The sequence below is a fragment of the Streptomyces sp. CA-111067 genome (assembly GCF_050956065.1).
Lineage (GTDB): Bacteria > Actinomycetota > Actinomycetes > Streptomycetales > Streptomycetaceae > Actinacidiphila.
In genome coordinates this window covers 8,517,250-8,537,532 of sequence record NZ_CP192103.1, presented here as the reverse complement: position 1 = coordinate 8,537,532, position 20,283 = coordinate 8,517,250, and the positions used below count along the sequence as shown (strand labels likewise).

Sequence of the window (20,283 nt, the reverse complement as noted above, 5' to 3'; positions counted from 1 at the left end):
GCACGGCGGAAACGCAGACACTGAATCCTCCGAGCGGAAGTAGCGCTTCCAGATCCGGTGCGAATCGTTGCAGGTTGCCTCTCACCAGCACTGGGCTGTGTACTCACCAGCATGAGTGACAGACAGCCACCCCCGCACGACGGCGCCGCCGGCGGACAGCAGGGCCCCTGGCAGCACAACCCATCCGAGCCGAGCCCCAACCCCTACGGCCAGCAGGCCCCATACGGGCAGAGTGGCATACCGTCCTACCCCGGGAGCGGGCAGCCCGACACCGCGGCCTACGGCCAGCAGCAGCCGGCCGGGATGCCGCCGCTGGCCAACTGGGGCTTGCGCGCGGCCTCCTACGTCATCGACACGATCGTCATCCTGGTCCCGTACCTCATCGTGCGCTTCGCCGTGGGCGGTGCCGCCGGAGCGCTGCTGGGCGTTGTCATCGGTCTGGTCGGCACCCTCGGCCTGTCCTACATGGAGGGCACCACCGGCCAGACGCCCGGCCGCAAGGCGATCGGCACCCGACTGCTGCGCGAATCCGACGGCCAAGTCGTCGGCTTCGGCCTGGCCTTCGGCCGACGCCTGCTGCACATCCTGGATGCCATCCCCTGCTACCTGGGTTTCCTGTGGCCGGCCTGGGACGACAAGAAGCAGACCTTCGCCGACAAGCTCGTCCACACCGTCGTCATCAAGCCCTGACCTCGAACTGCGTGTCGAACAACGGATGAATGCCGGCACCCTCCGCCCCGCCGGGAGAGTGCTGCTGGCCGCGCGTGGGTCGGGGGGACGGTTCATCCGCTCGGCGCGGGCTGCACAGTGGGACTCCCGCCGTGCGCAGGGGTGGCGGCCGGCGTCGCCGGTCGCTACGCCAAAGAAGAGGTCTTCAGGATTTCAGGGCGACATCGAGGCTGAACTCCATCGGCAACGCCTGGGTGCGGCAGCCGCCCAGGACCCTACTTGTGGCCGACTTCTGCGCGCCGCTCACCCACAGCTGGTACTTGGCTTTCACCGCGATCTGCCGGGCCACGTACTCGCTGTCGAACTCGAGTACGACACTGGTAGCAGTGGCGGTCAGACCGCGGGCAAGCGCATGTCGAGGCACGTCGTCATCCTTCTCGGAAAGGCTGCCGGCCCGTCCTGGGCCGCGGTCGAGCGAACAGGTCCGCCACCCGGCCGCGCACCGCCGGACGCGGCCGCCACGTCACTGGCCCCCCGACGCCTCGCGCGCCCAGCTCATCCCCGTCCCCCTGCTGCCGCTCCCCCGCGAACCGGAAGGCCGCGTCCGCGAACCGCCTGGTCAGCCCCCGAGGAGCCATCTGGCGGCAGCATTGGCAGGGTGCCCGACCGGCTCCGGGCCACCGGAATACGGCCGAACTCCTGGCCGGGCAAAGGCCCAGATGCATTCGAGCAGCCGACGCCCAGCCGGCAGATCGCCGCTGCCCACCGCCGGGAAAGGCGAGCTACCGCTGAGCCGGCGCTCAGCGAGTCGCGATCCCCTGTCCGCCCTCGGAAAAGGGGCGGGATACCGGGGGCATGCGGTTGTCGGAACAGCCCTGAGCGCCTCCCGGTATGCCGGTCTCCAGGCCGGCGCTCGCGGAGGCCGCTGCTCCGGTTATCAGGGACGACGCCCCTGGTCCGACCAGCCCACGCCAACCTTGACTTGCGCAGGTCAAGGCCCTTACCGTCTGCTGTCCCGGCCGGGCTCTCCGGTGCGGGCGGACCACCGGTCATGAATCGGTCCTTGGGGGGACTCACCGTGCATTGGTATGTCGATGTGCTCAAGAAGTATGCCGTTTTCAGCGGCCGCGCCCGCCGCCAGGAATACTGGATGTACAACCTCTTCAACATCATCGCGCTCATCGTGCTGGCCGTCATCGGCGCGGTGGCCGGCACCATGATCCCGTACTTCGTCTACTTCGCCCTCGTGCTCATCCCGAGTCTCGCGGTCACCGCCAGACGGCTCCACGACACGGGCAAGTCCGGCTGGTTCATCCTGATCGGCATCATCCCGCTGATCGGCGGCATCGTGCTTCTCGTCTTCACCTGCACCGACGGCGACCCGCAGCCGAACGCCTACGGCCCGAACCCGAAGTACGCACCCGCACATGCATAAGTAGCGCAGCAGGACACCGGCGGCCCGCGGTAGGGGAACTATGGCAGTCCCACCGCGGGCCCCGCCCTCCGGCCGCCCATCGCCCTCGCGCCCTCGCGCCCTGCGCCGACGCAGTCGGCAGCCGTGGGCCCGACACGCGCTGCTGAGGGAGCGGGCGGATATCGAGGGCACCACGGTGACCGCGCTCATCACCCAGGCCGCGCACGACGCGGTCTGTGATCCGCGGCTTGAGGGCGCCGCTAAGGTGTTCCGCCGGTACGCCCCCGGCCGGCTGGGCGCAACCGGGCGGGCTGTCTGAGGTGGAGTTGTTCATCGACATCCGCCGACTGCTGGAGCGCCAGTCGGAGGCCCTGCCGGAACAGCCGGTGGTTCACGACTTCTCCGGCCTGGTGGCCGCCGTCGGACCTTACCGCGTCAATACCCCGCGCATCGGCGTCGTATTCGACAGCGCCTGGCGCGCTGCGGCGCTGATGCACTCGCTCATCCGAGTGCGCCGCTGCCCTCCCGCAACGCGCTGTTCGGCGCGGCGATCACCGTGGCGCACATGGACGCGACAGGAGAAGGCGCCAACCCGCCGAATTGCGCGCTAGTCGACCTGGCCAGAGACATCGACGCCGGGAGGGCCGACGTGTACGAGGCAGCTGACCGCATCCGCGCCTGGCGAGCCTGAACCCAGCCGACAGGCCGCGGTGTTGCCGACGGTCAGGGCGGCATCGGCAAGCTGCGCGAGCACCTGCCGCGCACACATATCTCGTTGTGCACGTGCAACCCGGAGGCGACCTGGCCGTCTGGTCCGGCTCGGCGGAAGGGAATCAACAGCAAGATCCGACTGGATGCCCTCGCGTGAAGGCTCAACCGATTGACAATGGCAGGCAGACATAGGGGTTGATGACGGGACGGCCGGAACCGGTAGAGCGACCGGGGCGTGGTTCTGTTCGGTTCACCGGAGAAGGCGCCGTAACGACCATCGCGACAGAGGGAACGATGAGACGCACAGCTCTCGCAACAGCCGCTGCCGGAATTCTGCTGGGCCTGTCGGCCTGCTCGTCCCACCCGAACGACAGCAACGACGACGGCCACGACCACGTCACCATGATGCAGCAGACCACTCACGGAGTGCGGTGGCAACTGGACGCATGGGAAAGCGACCAAGGCATGTGTCTGGCGATCGACGGACCCGGAGGACCCAAAGACACGCTGGGGGCAAGCGCCTGCACGTTCAGTGCCCCCACGAAGAAACACCCGGACAACAGCTTCTGGTTCGCCGGCACCGTACCCGGCCTCCCCGAAGGAACGACCGGCATCAGTTACGGGCCGGTGCCACCGCAAGCGTCCCGAGTCCAGGTCGCCACGCACCTGACCGTCCCCGCCATAGCACTGCCCACCGGACACCACCTGCCGCACGCCCGCATCTGGTGGGCGTTTGACACCCCCGGAACGTCCGCAGGTCAACCTCTGCCGAGCCCCCGCCCCATCACCTCCTCCGGACACCCCGTACCCCTCCAGCCCTACTGAGTGTCAAATTCTGAACTTGGCGCGACATGAAAGTCCATGGGTTTCGGTGTTTGTCCAGCTCAGAAATCGAACGAAAGAGCTTGAGTGGTGAGTTCGGCTGGTCGACGACTGACGGTCTGCCCCGCTGTTCCGGGTTCCCCGGGAAGGCCGTCGTCTGGCGCGACAATGAAGCTGGTCCGAGAGAATCAGGCCGCCACGGCCACCGCCATCGTGGTCGAGACCAGGGCACACTTCGGGCTCACCGCCGCGCCCGAGTATGCCGCCCAAGGCGACCTTCCGGCGTTCACCGCATTCCCCCGCGAGATCTGGCGGCAGATCTGGCCCAACAACCCCTAGGAACCGCTGAACAAGGAGATCCGCCGCCGCACCGACGTCGCCGGGATCTCCCCCCGACCGCACCGCCGTCATCCGCCTGGTCGGCGCAGTCTAGCCGAGCAGAACGACGAATAGACCGAAGCCCGCCGCCACCGATCGAGTCAGAAGAGGACGAAACCACCGTGCCCACCGAACTCAGCGCGTAGCCTCACGACAAGTTCACCGAGTGGCCGCCTCTACACCACTCCAGCGGACGTGACCAGAACTCGGGGACGCCCTTCCACCTGGTTGCCAGTCGAGCGAGGCGTTTCCACCACTGCCGAATGTCTCAGCGAAGGTTCTCGGCGCCACCCGGGCTGCGGGTCTGTACGGTGACCGGTGTATCTCCTGATCAAGGAAGCACCTGATGAGCGACGCCATCGCCTCTGTTGAGGCGGCTGAGGATGGACGCCAGGTCGAGTTGCCGGCGGACATGTTGGACGAGCAGTTGATCGGCCAACTGGTGGATCGGGCCCGTGCGGGTGGGTTGCAGTTGACCGGCGAGGGCGGGCTGCTGCAGCAGCTGACCAAGCGGGTGCTGGAGTCCGCCCTGGAGGGCGAGATCACCGACCACCTCGGCTATGAGAAACACGACCCGGCCGGTGCGGGCAGCGGGAACAGCCGCAACGGTGTGCGGGCCAAGACCGTGCTAACCGAGGTCGGGCCGGTCGAGGTCGGGGTGCCCCGCGACCGGGAGGGCAGCTTCGAGCCGCAGATCGTCAGGAGACGTCAGCGTCGGCCGACCGGTGTCGATGAGATGGTGTTGTCCTTGTCGGCCCGGGGCCTGACGCACGGAGACATCTCCGCGCACCTGGCCGAGGTCTACGGCAGGGCTTCGGCGTAGTCCGCTAGCGTCCGGTTTGTGATCATGCGAGGCCGAGAAGTTCGAGGGGGCGGCGGGCGTCGCGCGCGTTGCGGCGGAGTCCGGCTGCGATGTTCTTTGTGCTGTTCAGCCGGAGGGCGCCGATGGCGAGGTTGCGCCAGGTCGCCATCGCGCGGGGAGTGTTGCCGGTCCGGAGTTGGGAGGCGTCCTCGGCGAAGGTGGTGTCGCGGACGTGGTGCAGCGCCTCGATCTTCCAGTGGTCTCGGATCAACTGCGCGAGTTGGGCGGGGCTGGCTTGGCCGGCGGTCAGGCTCGTGACCGCGTAGACGGTCGTGATCGTGGTCCTGCCGGTCTTGCGGTCGGTGCGGCGGCGCTTGATCTGGACAGCCTGGCAGGCGCCGGGGAAGAGCAGGTTGTTCACAGTGGCGACCTTGATCCGGCGGATCTCGGAGCGGCCGTGACCGGTGCCCCGAGTCCGGTCCTGCAGTGGAATGTTTTTCCAGGGCAGGGCCTTGAGCTGTTTGCGGAGCTTCTTCTGGTTGCCCTTGACGATCGCGATGTAGTGGGCCCGATGGCCGAGGAGGTATCGGGCGTGCTCGCGCTGGGTGTGTAGCGCGTCACTGGTGACGACCATCCCGGCGAGATCGGCGACGGTGTCCAGCAGCGGCTGGAAGCAGGTGGTCTCTCCGGTCTTCTCGCCGACGTCGACCTGTGCCAGGACCAGCCCGGTGGTGTGCTCTACCGCGGCGAGCAGGTGAATCTTCCGCCCCTGTGACCTTGCTGCACCGCGTAGGGACTTACCGTCCACGGACAGCCCGCGCAGCCCGCCCCTGGCGGGGCGGCGGTCGGCGAGCCAGCGGCCAATGGCCCGGTCCAGGGCATCGCCGTCGATGCGGCTCAGCAGCCGGCGGCAGCACATCAGACGATATGCCGGGCTGCCAGTTCGGTACGCTCAGCACTCCGATGACCTGCCGCTCGGCCCGGGCATACGGCGATGCCGCCCGTTCAGCCGCTGCCGGCTGTCCGGCATCGACCACTACAGCGGACATCGGCGGAGTCATCTCCGCGAGTACTTCGGCGACCGTTTCCCGCGCGATCCGCAGACGTTCCAGCCCTTCCCGGGCCAGCTCCAGTTTCCCGGCCAGCAGAGCGACCTCGGCTTCCAGCTCTTCCACCCGGACCCGGGCGGTCGCCTCGCGCGCTTCCAATTCCTCGAACAGCGAGCCCATCCGCCACCCCTCTCCTCCAGTACCACGGTAGAGACGAGCAGCCCCCAACACAGCCCAGACGAAGGTCGGATGTTGGCGGCAGGGGCTAATGTCCTTGCTCACCGTCGGTAGGAGGGCCATGAACACGCACACGGACTGGTCGGAAGTCCGGGAACGCGTCATCGCTGTGGAGGAGGAGCGTCGAGCCCGTGTCCGAGCGCCGTCCCAGTATCCAGTATTCGAACCTGCCCTGACTCCCGCAGAGATCGCCGAGGTCGAAGCACAGTTCGGTGTCGCGCTCCCCGACGAGTACCGCACGTTTCTGGCGGAGGTCGGGGCCGGCGGTCCCGGACCGGCACTCGAGCTCACATCGTTGCGCCAAATCAACGGGAAATGGGGATGGGTCTGGGATGACGACGAAGACCATCCCTGGCTGCTGGATCCCAGCGCGCCGTTCGTCGAGACGGAAGATTGGGCCGACCAGCAGATGGCGACCCTTCGCGCCGCCGGGTACGACCCCACCACCCGGGACGAAGACGACGACTATCTGGACGGCTACCGCAAGGCCTTTGGCGACGCCGGCGACGAAGTCTGGCACCTGGAACGCGGGCGGGGCGCGATCCACATCAGCGACAACGGATGCGGGATGACGGGCTGGCTCATCGTTGTCGGCCCGCACCGCAGGGAACTCCGCGACCGGGACTGCGCGGTCAACCCGCCCTTCGAGCCGTATGTTGATGCGCGAGGAAACCGCCACACCTTCCAGAGCTGGTACCTCGAGTGGCTTGAGCAACGCGAGAGGGCCGTACGGTGATCAAGAGCTGGTGACCCTGGCCTGACCGCGACGCACTCAACCTTCCCTTCAAAGGAACTGCACCCATCTCTGCTCTGGCTGACGCGAGGTCTGCGTGGCCCCCATAGCGGTAGGCAGGTGCCGCCCGATCCACGGCACCAATCGCCTCGGCGATGACGCGGCGGAGGAGTTTGTGTGTCGGCTGGTTCACAGACCCATGGCTGTTCAGTGCAGCCTGCGCGCGAATCACCGCGACCAAGGCGCTTGGCAGAGTGGCGCCATGCTGCCCGAGGTGACCGTCGCCGGCAAGAGCGAACAACACGCGCTCCAGCAGGCTACGTGCCGATCATTCAACGATGCCGAGGTCAACGCCTGCAGCCATTCAGGGTTCAGATACCGCACGAGCGAACCGTACGCTCGATCGGCCTCGCCTGTGGCGTCAACGACGAGCGAGGTGTGTGGCAACCCGTCGGCGAGATCCCTGGGATCGGTGTTTCCCGTACGAGTTTCCCATCTCGCGCCTCCAGGATTCTGCGAACCCGCGCGCTTCCGCCTGCGGTTCCGCCAAGGCCGAGCCGTCCTGGGAGGAGTTCGGCTACCGGGACGTCATCCCCGCCGGCCGCCTCTACACCGGCCCGTACCACCGCTCACTTCGGCTCGCCGCCGCCGGCCTCACCGACCAGACCCTGATCCGGATCCTGTCAGCGCAGCATGGCCTGGTCCCCCTCGATCGTCCCTTGTTCCCCTACGACACCCGGCTCGGCGACCGGGACGTCGTTACCCCTGAGCGGGTGGCCCGGCAGACCGCAGCACTTGACCTGGACGACGCCCGCGTGATCTTCCTCGGGGGCCGGGGCTAGGCCCGCATGCTCAAGCAGTCCGTACCCCACGCACTGACACCACGCGGCGGCGGGCTGGGCAACCAGCGGGCCCAGTGCCACGCGGTCGCCCGCTCCGCCCACCTCGCCGCCGCGTGGTGGACCGTCGCGGCCCGGTCGGCCCGACCACGAGACTGGGGCGCTACCGGAAGACGAACCGGCACCAACCTGAGGACCGCTGCTCCCGCCGGCCAGCCCCAGCCCACCCGCGGCGGGGAGCGGCCGTGGCGCGGGCCGATAGGCCGGTACCGGTGATCCGGGAAGCGTGCCGGAGACAAGAACCCGGGCACGGCAGACCCGACGGATGCCAGGAAGTTGTTCCTCGGATCGGGCCGTCTGCACAGAGCGACCGCCTGGGTTGTTTGTAAGCACTTCTTTGGGGACCAGCCGGAGGAGTTGATCTGGCCCCAGTAGAGTTTGTTTGGGGGCGTGCGGTGGGGTGGTTCGCGACGCCGTAGCAAGGTGATTTGGCCCCACCACGATCGGGTGGTTGCGCTGGTGGTGGGGTGGGTGGGTGACGGTAGCTTTGAGGCAGCGGCTGTCGCCGTCAGCACGCCCCCGACAGGTGTGTGGCGTTGGCCGGACCGTTCGGCCGAGCAGTGGCTGCCAGGGATCCTTTGCCGAGGCGGAGCTGCACGAACTCAGTCGAGCCAGACCAGTATGGCCTCGCCCGCCTGGGCGGCGGCGCCGAAGAACGGAAGCAGCGGGTCGAACCACCCGCGCACCCATTCCAGGGCGTCGGCCTCATCCCACAGGAGTGGGTAGATCTGCGCGGCCGTCATCCGCTCGGGGTCCACGTCCCGGATCAGGTCCTCGAAGGACAAGCCGGCCAGGGCTCCGGCCGCGAGCTTGACCTGGTCCGCGTCCAGGTACTTGGCCGGCCCATAGCCCCAGTCCTCGCTGGTGAACGACTGCTCGCCATGAACGATGTCGACGGGGAAACTCGCGCGTTCGAGGAGGAATGCGATGGCATGGAACGCCTTGTGGGTCGTTAGCTGCCGCGCATCCGAGGGAGCGGCGTCATTGATGCCGTCTGTCTCCATGACCTCCATTGCGTACTCGAACGCCCAGTCCGGGTCCTTGACTGCCCTGGCCAGCTCGGCTGGCGTTACACGCAGGTACTCACCATTCATGCTCACCCGCGCAGAGTACGAGGCACCACCGACACTGTGATGCCCAGCAGCATCCAGGGGCAGTTGGAGCCAGATCAACTTGCCACAACCTGGAGCCCGAACTGCCTGCTGCCGTGGGCCCAAAAGAACCTGCTACAGACAGCCTGGGTCGGCCGGCTCAGCCAGGACATACTGTTCCCCGGCGCGCTCGGCACGCTGGGGACGGCATTCTCTGTGAGCCCACACACGAAGCCGGCCGGCCGACATGCTGCCGGCGCATGCCGCTGCGGGCAGAAAGGGCTCGTATCCCGCTGCGCTCACCGGCTTCGGTCAGTACGTTGCTGAGGTGGCTGCTGAACTGCGGAAAGCCGCCGCCCCAGCGGGGGTTCGTCGTCACACTGACATGATGAGCCTGTTCGACTCCGACCACTACAGCCCAGACGACATGCTGATGCACCCACGGCATCAGGCGATGCAGCCCGTCCTGGCCAAACTGATCCAGCAGCTGCGGAACTGCGACACCGTCGAGGCCGGCGTCGTCTTCCAGCGGGACCTGCTCACTCGCCTGCTGAAGGTGGAGGAGGACCGTCGCGGCTTCAAGCGGGCCGCCAAGCGGATAGGCAGGAAAAAGTCGCCCCATCCGGAAGCTCCCGAACCGCAGTCCGGCCGCGACATCGCTGACGTGGCGACCTGGCTCTTCGAGCACGATGTGTGCGACCGGCTGGCCCGCCAACTGCGGTCTGTCGGCGACGCCCTGGCCTGGCGCGTCTTCGGCTTCCACCGCCCGTTCATACTCGCCCTGTGCCGCAACGACCCGCCCGGCCCGATGTTCGGGAAACTAGGGTTGCAAGCCGAACTGGATCGCGTGGAGCGGGCCTTCACGCAGGACAAGTCCTTCACGCTGCTGCACGACCTGACCAACTGTTTGCGCATCGGCGACGTCACGGTCTGGGACGAAGTGAACCCGCCCCGAACCGAAGAGATCAAGACCAACCCGGACAACCACAGGAACATCCAGATCCGGCGGATCAACCAGGCCCGCGCCGCAGTGCGACACGGTGGGCCTCTGCCGGGCGACAACCCTTCGGAACTCCTACACGACCTGGACCTGCCGCTGCGCACGCACATGAACCTCCTGAGCGACGCCTTGCAGCAAGCCGCGGCCGAGGGCATCTACTCCACCCCCGTACCCGGCAGTCGGATCCTGTCCGTCGTCGACCAATTCGGATGTTCCCAGCAGGGCATGTCCTCAGCAGTCTTCAACGAGCGCCTCCAGCAGAGCTACGGTGCCGCCCTGCGAAGTGCAGGCATCGCCACCGGCCGCGAAGACCACAACATCCACGCCACCAGCATCGACAGCACGGCCCGTGACCCCCTCCGCGTGCCCTGGGCAAACTACCCGCTTCAGCCAGCGACCTGCGCCCGACTGATCGGCGACTACGCCTCCGTGACCGTGGAGACATCCGGGCCCGCACTGGCTCGCCTGCTAGAAGTCTCCGGCCTGGACGCACGCTGGGTCCGCCCGCCGGGGAAAGCAGATCTGAAGCAAGGGGAGGTCCTCATGGAGGTCCACCACCAGGAGCAGCTACGCGCCGTGGCACTGCCGGGGGGCTTCACGATGACGCCGGGCTGGACGTTGCAGATGCGCCGCTCCGAACTGGACCGATACTTGATCGAACTCCTCCAGCCCGGCACCTGGGTCGCGGGCATCAAGCACGTGCTGGCCGCACGGCAGGCCGGGCAGCCATGGCCTCACTACCGCAATGAGCACGAGATCTGGGTCTGACCAGCCCGGCGTCGCCGGTTCCCAAAGACCGGCCCCCAGGAACCCAAGGACCCGGAAGTGGTCAGATTCCAGGAGACGTTGACACCCGGTCCGCGTCAACGCATACAAGACGAACGCTCTGTACACGGCCCTGTGGCACGGTCACCGCGGTGCCCTTTCACCCAAAGGCGGGCGAAGTCGAGCAGCGCGACACGGGAATCTTGATCATTCTCACGTGTTCAGGAACGCCACGGGCCACAGCACGCCCGGCTGCGGAGGCCCTGTTGCGCGGGGTGGCGGCCGGGCAGGCTACTTTGCCGGGGTGAGTCTTCTTGATGATGTGGCCGAGCGGGATGGCTGGCGGTGCTGGGTGTGCGACGAACCGGTCGACCCCGACATGCCGGTGAACGACCCGCGGGGGCCGAGTGTTGACAGCCGGACGGCCGATCGGAAGGCCAAGGTCGCCGAGCGGCTCGCGCACCGCGGGTGCAACACCCGCAAGGGCGCGGTCAAGGTGGTCATCGCCTGGCCAGACCGTCTGTACGTGGCCGAACCCGCGCCGCTGATCGCTGTTGCCGAAAGGCTGGAGCGCAAGGGGGGCCGTGAGATGGTGGGCCGTTGTCCGAACAGGCAGGACGCCCAGGACGTGGCGGACTGGCTGGTGGACCGGTTCTCCCGGCTGGTTCCGGGACTGCCGGTGACCGCCGACGTCGAGACGGGCGGCGGCCAGTTCCTCGTCATCCTGGCCACCGGCCACCGCTGACCGGAGATCACCAGCGCACGCTCCCCGCGCCGCCGCGCGGACCCTGCTCGCGCGGGTCACCGAGGCACACCACCGGCTGGAGCTGGTCTGGGCCGACGGCGGCTGCACCGGCAGCCTCATCACCCGCTGCCTCACCGCCCTCGCCCTGGTCCTGGCGATCGTCAAACGCAGCGACGCCATGCGCGGCTTCGTGGTGCTGCCCAAGCGGTGGATCGTCGAACGGTTCTTTGCCCACCTGATGCGCACCCGGCGCCTGGTGCGCGACTTCGAGCGATCCACCAGCGGCGCCGAGGTGATGGTCTACTGGTCAATGACGCTCCTCATGACCCGCCGCCTGGCCCGGCCATGCCCTTCGCGAGCGTGAACCGGTCCGGCACTGGGGCTTCCGGCCAAAGTCAGTCTGGCCCCTGCGATCATTCACACATGAGCTACGACCTGGCCGTCTGGCATGGAGAGCAACCGAGCGACGACGAAGCCGGCGCTGTCCTCGACGAGCTTTACGACCGCTACTTCGATTCGGAAGACGTGATCGCCGAGCCGTCGCCGCGCATCGCGGCCTATGTCGAGGCGCTGGTCAAGCGGTATCCAGACGATATCGCCGGCAGCCCGTGGGCGTCACCACCCGTCATCGACGAGGCCTCGGGCCCGATCGTCTATCTGCTCATGTCCTACAGCAGAGCGGAGGAGGTCTCCGAGTATGCGGCCGCTCTGGCACGCGAGCACGGGCTCGTCTGCTACGACCCCCAGGGAGAAACCCTGCGGGTCTGACGGTCGCCGTTCACCATCCCCCCTTGTCCGGCCACACCCTGCGAGAGCGAGAACCGACCAGGCACCGGCTCGACCAGCCACCCCCGGGTCACCATCCGCTTCGCCTTCGACCGCAGCGCCTCCACCTTTGCCGGCACCACCTCCAGGCCGAAGCAGACGGCCATCTCCTGGCAGGAAAGCGGACCTTGGCCCTCTCGGTCGCGGTCGACAAGGACTCGCAGAAGGCGTTGGTAGTCCACAGATAGAGCTGACCAGGCCAGCCCCGCGCGCCACACCGGCACGACCGACTTCGGCTTCGCCGATTCCGAAGCCCCTGCCGTCACCGGCTGTTCACCGCCATCCGGCAGGCCCACAGCGAGATCAGGACCGGCGACGCCACCATCGCCTGGGGCCAGTACTTCGCCGACACGCGAGCAAGCAACGACCCACTCGTTCCAATCCCGCTCGGCCACGGCCAGCTCGGCCTGGATCCGATCGGCCTCCTCACGCAGTTCGTCCACACGACGGCAAGCGGCGCACTCACGCTGTTCCAGCAGTCCCACGACCGACGGCATCCCTGACCTCCACCGGAGCGACGACACGACAGATCACCACTGCCACACAACCGCGGCTCCTATGCCTGACCATTGGAAACGCAGTCCTCAAGCTCGGAAAGACAACAACTTCTTAGTCACCATCATGCGTAGTGACGTCGCCCCACTCCCCAAGGAGCCGTCCGCTGGCGTTGCCGTCATCCGTTGCCGTCAAACGAATGATGGACCCCTTCTCTTCGCTTCAGGAAAGGGTCCATCATTTTCCTCGCTGATTAATTCACCACTCGACTATGTCACCGAATCTTTGGGGATGCATTTCGACTCGGACTACTATGGACCTTGCAAGGCTCTTCTAAGCTGCCGATCGGGCCGCCAATCCTCTGGCATTGCACCCTCCTCAACCCACGCATATCCAGATTCGACCCATCGGGAACGAGCCCTGAAGACGCCAGCATCGGTGGCATCCTCATAGCCAAATTCCGTCCCGCAACACGCACATATTTCGAAAGAGGGAGAGTCGCCGCTTTCACCCCATGGAGGTGCAACCTGGGCCAAGCCACAGACAAAGCAGGCAAAACCGACTCGACTACTGCGCATCGAAGTAATCCTGATTCGAGGCATAGCCATGCACCATCGGATCCGGCTTGTAGTACGTCCGAATCTCACCATTCGGTGTCATGATGCCGAAATCCTCCGTAACTCGATTGTATCGAACTATATCCCCATTGGATCGAACCTTTGTTTGAATCCAGGGATCTTCACTTTTCATGAACCGCTGAGCCGCTTCTACATACTGCTTTGCATTCTGCAGTTGCGGATAGTCTCCCTTGTGCTTTCCCCAATGCCCCAATGCATTCTGCATTGGCGTTTTGGAGTTGGTCGCCGTCCAGCAAGACGAATTGTGAACGAGGACCGGCGTGGTCCCAGCGAGTACATAGTACGTGTGGAGTTCGTCTACCGTGAGGTTCCACATGTCGGCGGCGCCGGGGCGGATGTGGACGGCGGAAACGCGGACGTGATGGTCAGTCGCGGTCTCCAGACTGTGGGCGGGCTTGAGTTGGCCAGCGGGGATCCACTTGTGGAGGGTGTCGTCCCAGAAGGGGTGACGGGAGGTGGTGTGGAGAGTGCTGCGGTGGCCAGGGCTGGTTTCGACCGAGAGGTCGACGAGGTCGTTGTCATGGTTGATGTGTGTTGCCGTGACGGAGCGGACGCCCTTATGTTGCCCGGTGTTGGGACTGGCCGCTTCTACCTTGTCTCCCGGCTTGATTTCTCCAATGGGTTTGGTCTTGGCTTCGGCCATCAAGACTGGCGTGTCTGGCGTGAAGCTACAACCACTGATCTTGGGCTTTCCCTCAGAGGGCCTATCCGCCATAAGACCAGTAAGAATGACGTCGGTCAGCTCCTGCGTATGGTCCCAGTCCGCCGCGTCGGACTGACACTGACGCATATTGTCCAGACAGTAAGTGGCCGCCAGATACCTTCCTTCTGCTACATCATCGGGATGGCGTAGCAGATATTTCCAAGCCACATTACAGGCGGTGCGGCCAAAGCATACGGTTTCCATCTTTCCGGTTACATTAGTGAAGGGATTCCAGTAACCACCCTCAGGATGTCCGCCCTGGTTCCTCATAAACGGATATATCGATTCGCCCAACGACGAGTCGTCCGTTGAGAGTGACTCCTGGTCTATCCAGTCCTGGCTGGCATCGGCTCCGCTAGTCGGGACGTTGCCAGTGCCGGATGTTGCAGACGAGCAGTCTGCGTGCTCGCAGGAAACACCCCGGTCGACGGGGGCCCGCATAGTTCCGGTGGGATCGGAGAAAGTGGCGGGGTTGTTGTCGGCGTAGGTGTAGCCGTTGAGGGATTGGGGGTCGCTGGTGGTGAGGAGGGGGTCAACGCTGAGGAAGCGGCCGGTTTGGGGGTCGTATTCGCGTGCGCCTATGTGGGTGAGGCCGGTGTCGGTGTCGGTGGGGGCGCCGAGGAAGGTTTTGTCGTCGGGCCAGGCGGTGGCGGTGCTGCGGGGGGCTCCGAAGGGGCTGGTGTAGCGCTTGGTGATGGCCAGGGTGCTGGCGTCCAGGGCGAGGCTGGATGTGCCATGGGCGTCGCCGGCGATGAAGGTCAGTGGCGGAGTGCTGGGCTGACTGGTGCGGACCGCGATCGCGGGACCGCCGGGGCCGGCGGTGTAGGTGCGGGTGGCCCAGGTCGTGTACTTGCCGCTGGCGGTCTTGATGTGGAGCTCGGTGCCGCCGAGGTAGATCACGCTCTCACCGGTGGCGTCGGTGGCGCGGCGGATGAGGAGGTTGCCGTCGGCGTCGTAGAGATAGCCGGCGGTGTTGGTGCCCTGGGCGGTGGTGCTGAGTTTGCCCTCGGTGTTCCAGGTCAGGGTCTGGGGGCTGCCGCCCTGGGGGCGGGTGGTGGTGTTGCCGGTGCTGTCGTAGGTGTAGCCGGCCGACACGCCGGTGCAGGTGGAGCCGGTGGTGGTGGCCGTCAGGGTGTGGGGCTGGGTGGTCTTGGTGTAGCAGGACAGCGTGGTGGTGTTGCCGCCGGTGGCGTGCTGAGTCTGGGTCAGCCGCAGCCCGGCCGGATTGTAGGTGTAGCTGGTGGAGTACGGGGCTGCGCCGCCGGTGGTGGTGCTGGCGCAGTCGGCGTTGGCGGGCGTCCAAGCGGAGGTGAGTCGCTGGTACCCGTCGTAGGTGAAGCACTGCGTGTCGGGCTTGGCCGTGGCGCCCTGGGTGGCGGGGTCGCTGATCTTGGTGACGTCGCCGGCGTCGTCGTAGGTGTAGTGCAGGTCCTGCGGCATCCAGGCGTGGGTGTCGTCGGTGACGAAGGAGCGGGTGAGGCGGCCGGTGCCTTCCTCGTACTCGTTGTCGAGGTAGACCTGCTTGGCGATGGTGGCCACCGAGGCACCGAGGTTGAGCTGTTTGGGCTGGCCGAGTGGGGAGTAGACGGCATCCAGCAGGTAGTCGTCGTACGAGGAGGCAGTGTTCACCTGGCCCGTGGGCAGGTAGCCGTAGGTGACGTTCTCCGCGGGTAGTCCGGCGATGGCGGGCTGATCGTCGTCGTGGAGGCTGCCGTCGGTGTTGTAGTTGCTGGTGAAGGTGTACGAGGCCGCTGCGGCTTTGGAGGTGACCAGCGGGTCGGTGGGATCGAGATCGATCTCGCTGCCGATGGGATGGTAGAGCTTGTCGTAGGCAGTGACCTTCTTGGTGTACGCCTTGCCACCAGTACCGCTGCCGCCGACGTAACGGGTCGAGGAGGCCGGCTGTCCTGTGGCGACGGTGTCGTAGGTCCAGGCGGCGAGCTGGTTGGCCGCGGTGTTGCTGGTCTGCCACAGGTTGGTCTTGCGGCCGAGCGAGTCGTACGTGTGTCCGACGGTGTTGCCGACTGAGGTGTGGGTGGTGGCGACCTGGTCCAGATCGGTGTACGTCGTCGTGGTGGTGCCCATGTCCGGGTCGGTCGCGGAGATCTGGCGGCCGAACAGGTCGTACCCGTACGTCCACTTGGCGCTGTCCGGGCCGGTCACGGTGGCGGGCAGGCCGTCACGGGTGGAGGTGTAGCCGGTGGTGGTGTACGTCGGCAGCGGGGTCGTGCCACCGTAGTCGGCATCGGCCGGCGAGGTACCGGCGTACGAGCGCAGCTCGGTGGTGCGGCCCAGGGCGTCGGTGATGGTGCGGGTGGCACTGCCGCCGGCCTGAGCGCTGGTGGCGGTGGAGTCACCGGTGTAGGTGGTGAATGTGGTGGAACCCTTCTTCACACCAACGACGTATAGCGTGTCAGAGGTAGGGCGGCCGGCACCGTCGTAGGTCAGCTCGTGCTCGGTGGGCGTGCCGCCGTTCTCGACATGCATGTATGTGCCATTTGGCATGGACTCGCTGTCAAAGGCCCCGGCGTAGGTCTGGAAGACCAGGCCGCGGGTGTCGTAGCGAGTATCGGTCAGTACCCGGCCGCCCACCGGTGTCGGAGTCTGGGTCTGCAGCGGGCGCAGCAGCGAGTCGTAAATCTGGTAACTGGTGTTGCGAGCCTCGCTGATACCGAGCGTGGATGTGGCCACATACGACGCCGTGGCGTTGTCCAGATGATAGGTGTATGTCGTGTTGGCGCTCTGGTTGCTGGTCTTGCTCCGGTTGGGCAGCCAGACCCCGGTGAGTCGGCCCAGGGCGTCGTAAGTCAGTTCGGTCTTCGCGTTGTTGACGTCGTAGCCATAGCTGGGAAGTCCACGTACGCCGTCGAAATTGGTGATGACCCTCTGGCTCTTGGAGTTGGTGACGATGGTCCGGGTCGTCGGCCCGGCGCCGGCGGGGGTGTAGGCGGTGGCAGTCGCGTTGCCGTCGGCGTCCTCGACGCGCAGCAACCGGCCCAGGTCGTCATAGGTGGCCGCCTGCGTGGTGGCCTGCCAGCCGCTGGGGTTGCGGTCACCATTGGCATCGGCCGTCGCCGGGTATCCGGTGGCCCGGCCGGTCCAGGTGGCCTCCCCGTGGGTGGCGGACTGGCTGGGGGTCCAGGTGGTGGCAGTGGTGTCGTACAGGGTCGCGGTGTCGGACAGCACGTCACCGCGCGTGGCGAAAGTGGCAGGCAGTGACAGCGAGGCGTCCGTGGTGGCGCAGGTCCGGCCCACGGTGCGAACGCGGGAGGTCAGGGAGTTGATGCCGAGGGCATCGTTCCTGGCGTACCAGGTGCGGGTGCAGGTCTCGTCGCCGGTCTTGGCGGTGTCACCGGCGCTGTCGACCTTGACGGGCAGGCCGTACGCGTCATAAGTGGTGGCCGTGGTGGCGGTCCGCCAGGTGCCCTTGGCCGTCAGAAACGTCTCGGTGTAGGTCTTGCCGGTGCGCACGTAGTACGCCTCGATGTCGGCGTACGACTTGTGCTGGGTGGCGGTCTTCGCCGACCAGGGGTCGCTGATGGACGCGGAGACGGCGGTGGCGCCGTTGTAGGTGACCTGTTCGCGGGCGAACCCGGCGTACTGGTCGGAGTCGGTGATCGTGGCGACCGGCAGGCCGGGCACGTCCAGGCCTTCCACGCCGATCGGTTCGAGTCCGCCGGTGATGACCTTGTCGCCGCTCATCCCCTGCATGTACCGGGTGACGGTCTTGGTGTGGTTGTTGTCGTTGTTGCCGGTGATAGCGGTGACGGTGCCGTAGCCGCGCCATTGCGACCAGGTCCGCTCGTCCTCAGGTGTGAACGGGCTGTCGTCGTAGTGCCAGGCCGGGTCCGCGTAACTGTAGGACTGGTCCAGCGCAAGGGTGCCGCCCGTCGGATCGGAGGTCCTTATACCGATGACCCGGTACTTCTGGAACCAGTCAAGGCCAGCGGTCTCGGCACCGTTGATGTGCCAGTACACCGGATAGCACGACATGGTGTCCCGGTCCTCGGCGACGGGCATGTGCGAGCCACTCACACACTCCGGGTCCGACATCGTCACATGGGTGATCGCCCCCGTCTCGGAGACGATCGTCTCGATCCGCGGTCGCTTCAGCGGCAGGACGTTGTCACCGACCAGATCGACCCGATTGGCCAACGGTGTGTACGTGAACGTCACCGGTTTCAGCGGGACCCTCGGCGTGCCGGTGTCCCCGGTGTGCGTGATGGTGTCCAGGACCAGCGACTGGTCAGAGGTGTTGTTGATGGTGCCGGGGTCGAAGAAGTGCTGCGTCATCACCCAGGTGTCGACCGGGGTGTACCCGGTGCCCGACAGCACCGACGTCTCCACCTGGGTCAGCCGCTTGCGGGTGAAGAACGCCGGCGACTCCGCCGTGCAGTCCGTGTCCGACGCCCCGGACGCGCAGATCGCGTCGAAGGGCACATCCGGCCAGGAGGCGGCCGTGGTACTGGTCAGGCTGGAGCAGTCGTCGGCCGTGCAGCGCTCGCTGTAGCCGAAGGTCACCTGCTGCGACGCGGGCGAGACGAACAGGGAGTCGGACTGCTGCTGCTGCCCGTAGAGGATCTTGTCCAGGTGACCGCCGCGGGTGTACTGGGCATTGGCGGTGGTGGCGCCGTTCTTCTTGTAGTAGTTGGTCTCCGCGGTGTACCAGTACGACATGGCGTTGCCGTGCAGGTCCACGACGTAGTCGAGGTTCCAGCGCCACGCCTGGTTCAGCGACCGGCCGGCGAAGGTGGTGCCGTCCTGGTAGCCGGGCTCTTTGTCGTCGTCGCCGAACACCGGGACGGTCCATACCGAGTTGGTGCGCTGGGCGTCGGCGCCGGGCAGCTTGTTCAGTCCGAAGACGTACTGGGTGCCGTTGCCGGTGGTCACCGTCCAGTACTCGCCGGCACCGTCGAGGTCCTTGCCCGGGTCGCCCTGGTCGCCGTTGTCGGCCCCGGTGAGGTGGGTGACGGTCGACGCGTCGTCGTCGGCCAGCCGCCACGTGCCGGTGGTGTCGTCCTTGACCAGTTCGGTGGACTTCCCGTTCAGCACCAGCGAGGCGTTGTCGTACTTCCAGCACTCGTCGTAGACCTTGTCGTGACCGTCGAGGTCGCAACTGCCGTACTGCCGGGTGATGTAGGACTCCGCCGAGTCGCTGAAGCCCTCACCGACCGGCGAGCCCTGGTTGTTCGTTGAGGCGGTACGCCCGTCGATGCTGCCCGAGTCGTACGACAACCCCACCGACGGGGACGGGCCCGCCGCGGTCGGCGGAACCTGCATCGGATAGGACCAGGTGAACGACCCCGAAGCACCGCCCTCGGCCCACTTGGCCGATGACGACAGCGCGGTCGCGGAGTAGTTACCAGTGCCAGAGGCGGACTCACCACCGCCCTTGGCTTCGACACCGAACACCGACACCTTCGCCGCGGACGTCCCGGCTTCCAGTTGCGCGGTGGCGGACACCGTCTGCGCGGGCACGTCGTTCCTGGACGAGGGAAGAGGAGTCTGGACGCGACAGGCGACCTTGTCCGGGGTGGTCAGCGCGCAGGCGGGCAGACTCACCAACTGCAACCGCCCGGCCCAGTCCCCGCCATAGGCGGAGGCGAACGCGGAGTAGTCCACCGACACCGTCGCCGGACCCGTTGCCTGCGGCCGGACCGACAACAGCACGCCCTGAACACCCGCGGCCTTCGTCGCCGACCGGTCCGCGACGGTCACCTGAGCCGGGCCGGCCGTAGCGGCCGGAAAATCCGTAGCCGAATTTCCCTTGGCTTTGGCGGCCGGTGACCGGCCGATGGTGACCGGCAACCCACCCACAACCGCCTTGCCCGACGCGGACGTTGCGGTCTGCGGTATCTGCGCGGCTCCGCCCTTGGGCCACGTAGCGTGCTGCTCAGCCGCCGCCCGCACGGCCCGCTGATCATCAGCAGCCTTGGCCTTGGCAACCTCGTCGCGAGCCGCCTTGGCACCCAGCCCCGCCGGACGCACCTTGCTCACCCGCGGCTTCGGCACCGCCGTTCGCCCCAGTGGCTTCGGCGCATCAGCCAGCGCCTGGTGGGCGATCGGCGTCAGACCCAACGGCACCGTCAGCGCCACCGCAAGGCCCAACACCACCAGGCGGGCACCGCCCGATCCCAATACCGAACCGCCCGACGATCTGACAGGAAGCAGTACGCCTCTCAGCAGCCGCGAACGCATCCAGCGGTTACCAGATCCGGAACTCACGAAGAACCCCCAGCCGACCGCGCCCAGACCATGGGCCGCGGGCACGCAATAAACAAGGACATGGAAAACGACGTGTACGCAT

The 20,283-nt window shown here is 66.6% G+C and carries 13 protein-coding genes and 4 pseudogenes; 11 read left to right on the top strand and 6 right to left on the bottom strand.

All coding sequences use genetic code 11. The annotated features are described in order from the left end of the window. The first annotated feature begins 111 nt into the window (after positions 1 to 111). Entirely contained in the window at positions 112 to 690 is a 579-nt protein-coding gene (locus ACQPW6_RS37675; RefSeq protein ID WP_433894221.1) for an RDD family protein, read from the top strand. A 184-nt stretch (positions 691 to 874) separates the two neighbouring features. On the opposite strand, the gene ACQPW6_RS37670 is transcribed toward ACQPW6_RS37675, so the two are convergent. After that, positions 875 to 1,093, bottom strand: coding sequence for a hypothetical protein (locus tag ACQPW6_RS37670; protein WP_433894220.1), 219 nt, complete (start codon positions 1,091 to 1,093; stop codon positions 875 to 877). Between the two features lie 654 nt (positions 1,094 to 1,747). Here ACQPW6_RS37670 and ACQPW6_RS37665 point away from each other — a divergent pair. The 4 genes and pseudogenes from ACQPW6_RS37665 to ACQPW6_RS37650 all read left to right on the top strand — a co-directional run. Next, positions 1,748 to 2,104 (top strand): DUF805 domain-containing protein, encoded by a 357-nt coding sequence (locus ACQPW6_RS37665; RefSeq protein ID WP_433894219.1) that lies wholly within the window; start codon positions 1,748 to 1,750, stop codon positions 2,102 to 2,104. Between the two features lie 299 nt (positions 2,105 to 2,403). Beyond that, positions 2,404 to 2,774, top strand: a pseudogene (locus ACQPW6_RS37660) (toxin Doc). A gap of 1,106 nt (positions 2,775 to 3,880) precedes the next feature. Continuing rightward, positions 3,881 to 4,140: pseudogene (locus tag ACQPW6_RS37655) on the top strand (transposase); the annotation flags it as partial. 266 nt (positions 4,141 to 4,406) lie between these two features. Then, a pseudogene (locus ACQPW6_RS37650) lies at positions 4,407 to 4,802 on the top strand (transposase); the annotation flags it as partial. Positions 4,803 to 4,839: 37 nt separating this feature from the next. Here the strand turns inward: ACQPW6_RS37650 and ACQPW6_RS37645 are convergent. Both ACQPW6_RS37645 and ACQPW6_RS37640 read right to left on the bottom strand, forming a co-directional pair. Then, positions 4,840 to 5,661 carry an ISAs1 family transposase gene (locus tag ACQPW6_RS37645; RefSeq protein WP_433894788.1) on the bottom strand — a complete coding sequence of 274 codons (822 nt, stop codon included), beginning with the start codon at positions 5,659 to 5,661 and terminating at the stop codon, positions 4,840 to 4,842. Beyond that, the gene (locus ACQPW6_RS37640; RefSeq protein WP_433894811.1) at positions 5,594 to 6,025 is read right to left on the bottom strand and encodes a hypothetical protein; all 432 of its coding nucleotides are present in this window, start codon (positions 6,023 to 6,025) and stop codon (positions 5,594 to 5,596) included. Before ACQPW6_RS37640 ends, ACQPW6_RS37645 begins: the two co-directional genes overlap by 68 nt. A gap of 118 nt (positions 6,026 to 6,143) precedes the next feature. On the opposite strand from ACQPW6_RS37640, the gene ACQPW6_RS37635 reads away from it, so the two are divergent. Then, on the top strand, positions 6,144 to 6,818 hold the full coding sequence (locus tag ACQPW6_RS37635) for an SMI1/KNR4 family protein (protein WP_433894218.1): 675 nt from the start codon (positions 6,144 to 6,146) through the stop codon (positions 6,816 to 6,818). Positions 6,819 to 7,255: 437 nt separating this feature from the next. Beyond that, positions 7,256 to 7,657 (top strand): DUF6884 domain-containing protein, encoded by a 402-nt coding sequence (locus tag ACQPW6_RS37630; RefSeq protein ID WP_433894217.1) that lies wholly within the window; start codon positions 7,256 to 7,258, stop codon positions 7,655 to 7,657. Positions 7,658 to 8,316: 659 nt separating this feature from the next. On the opposite strand, the gene ACQPW6_RS37625 is transcribed toward ACQPW6_RS37630, so the two are convergent. Further along, positions 8,317 to 8,808 (bottom strand): YfbM family protein, encoded by a 492-nt coding sequence (locus ACQPW6_RS37625; RefSeq protein WP_433894787.1) that lies wholly within the window; start codon positions 8,806 to 8,808, stop codon positions 8,317 to 8,319. Between the two features lie 385 nt (positions 8,809 to 9,193). Between ACQPW6_RS37625 and ACQPW6_RS37620 the strand changes: the two genes are divergently transcribed. The 4 genes and pseudogenes from ACQPW6_RS37620 (at position 9,194) to ACQPW6_RS37605 (ending at position 12,083) form a co-directional block, all read left to right on the top strand. Further along, positions 9,194 to 10,573 (top strand): hypothetical protein, encoded by a 1,380-nt coding sequence (locus tag ACQPW6_RS37620; protein WP_433894216.1) that lies wholly within the window; start codon positions 9,194 to 9,196, stop codon positions 10,571 to 10,573. Positions 10,574 to 10,874: 301 nt separating this feature from the next. After that, positions 10,875 to 11,315 carry a hypothetical protein gene (locus tag ACQPW6_RS37615; protein WP_433894786.1) on the top strand — a complete coding sequence of 147 codons (441 nt, stop codon included), beginning with the start codon at positions 10,875 to 10,877 and terminating at the stop codon, positions 11,313 to 11,315. 40 nt (positions 11,316 to 11,355) lie between these two features. Continuing rightward, positions 11,356 to 11,679 (top strand): annotated as a pseudogene (locus ACQPW6_RS37610) (IS5 family transposase); the annotation flags it as partial. Between the two features lie 59 nt (positions 11,680 to 11,738). Then, the gene (locus tag ACQPW6_RS37605; RefSeq protein ID WP_433894215.1) at positions 11,739 to 12,083 is read left to right on the top strand and encodes a hypothetical protein; all 345 of its coding nucleotides are present in this window, start codon (positions 11,739 to 11,741) and stop codon (positions 12,081 to 12,083) included. Here the strand turns inward: ACQPW6_RS37605 and ACQPW6_RS37600 are convergent. After that, entirely contained in the window at positions 12,050 to 12,637 is a 588-nt protein-coding gene (locus ACQPW6_RS37600; protein WP_433894214.1) for a hypothetical protein, read from the bottom strand. The two genes, ACQPW6_RS37605 and ACQPW6_RS37600, sit on opposite strands and share 34 nt — an antisense overlap. A gap of 565 nt (positions 12,638 to 13,202) precedes the next feature. Further along, on the bottom strand, positions 13,203 to 20,246 hold the full coding sequence (locus ACQPW6_RS37595) for an RHS repeat-associated core domain-containing protein (protein WP_433894213.1): 7,044 nt from the start codon (positions 20,244 to 20,246) through the stop codon (positions 13,203 to 13,205). Between the last annotated feature and the right edge of the window lie 37 nt (positions 20,247 to 20,283).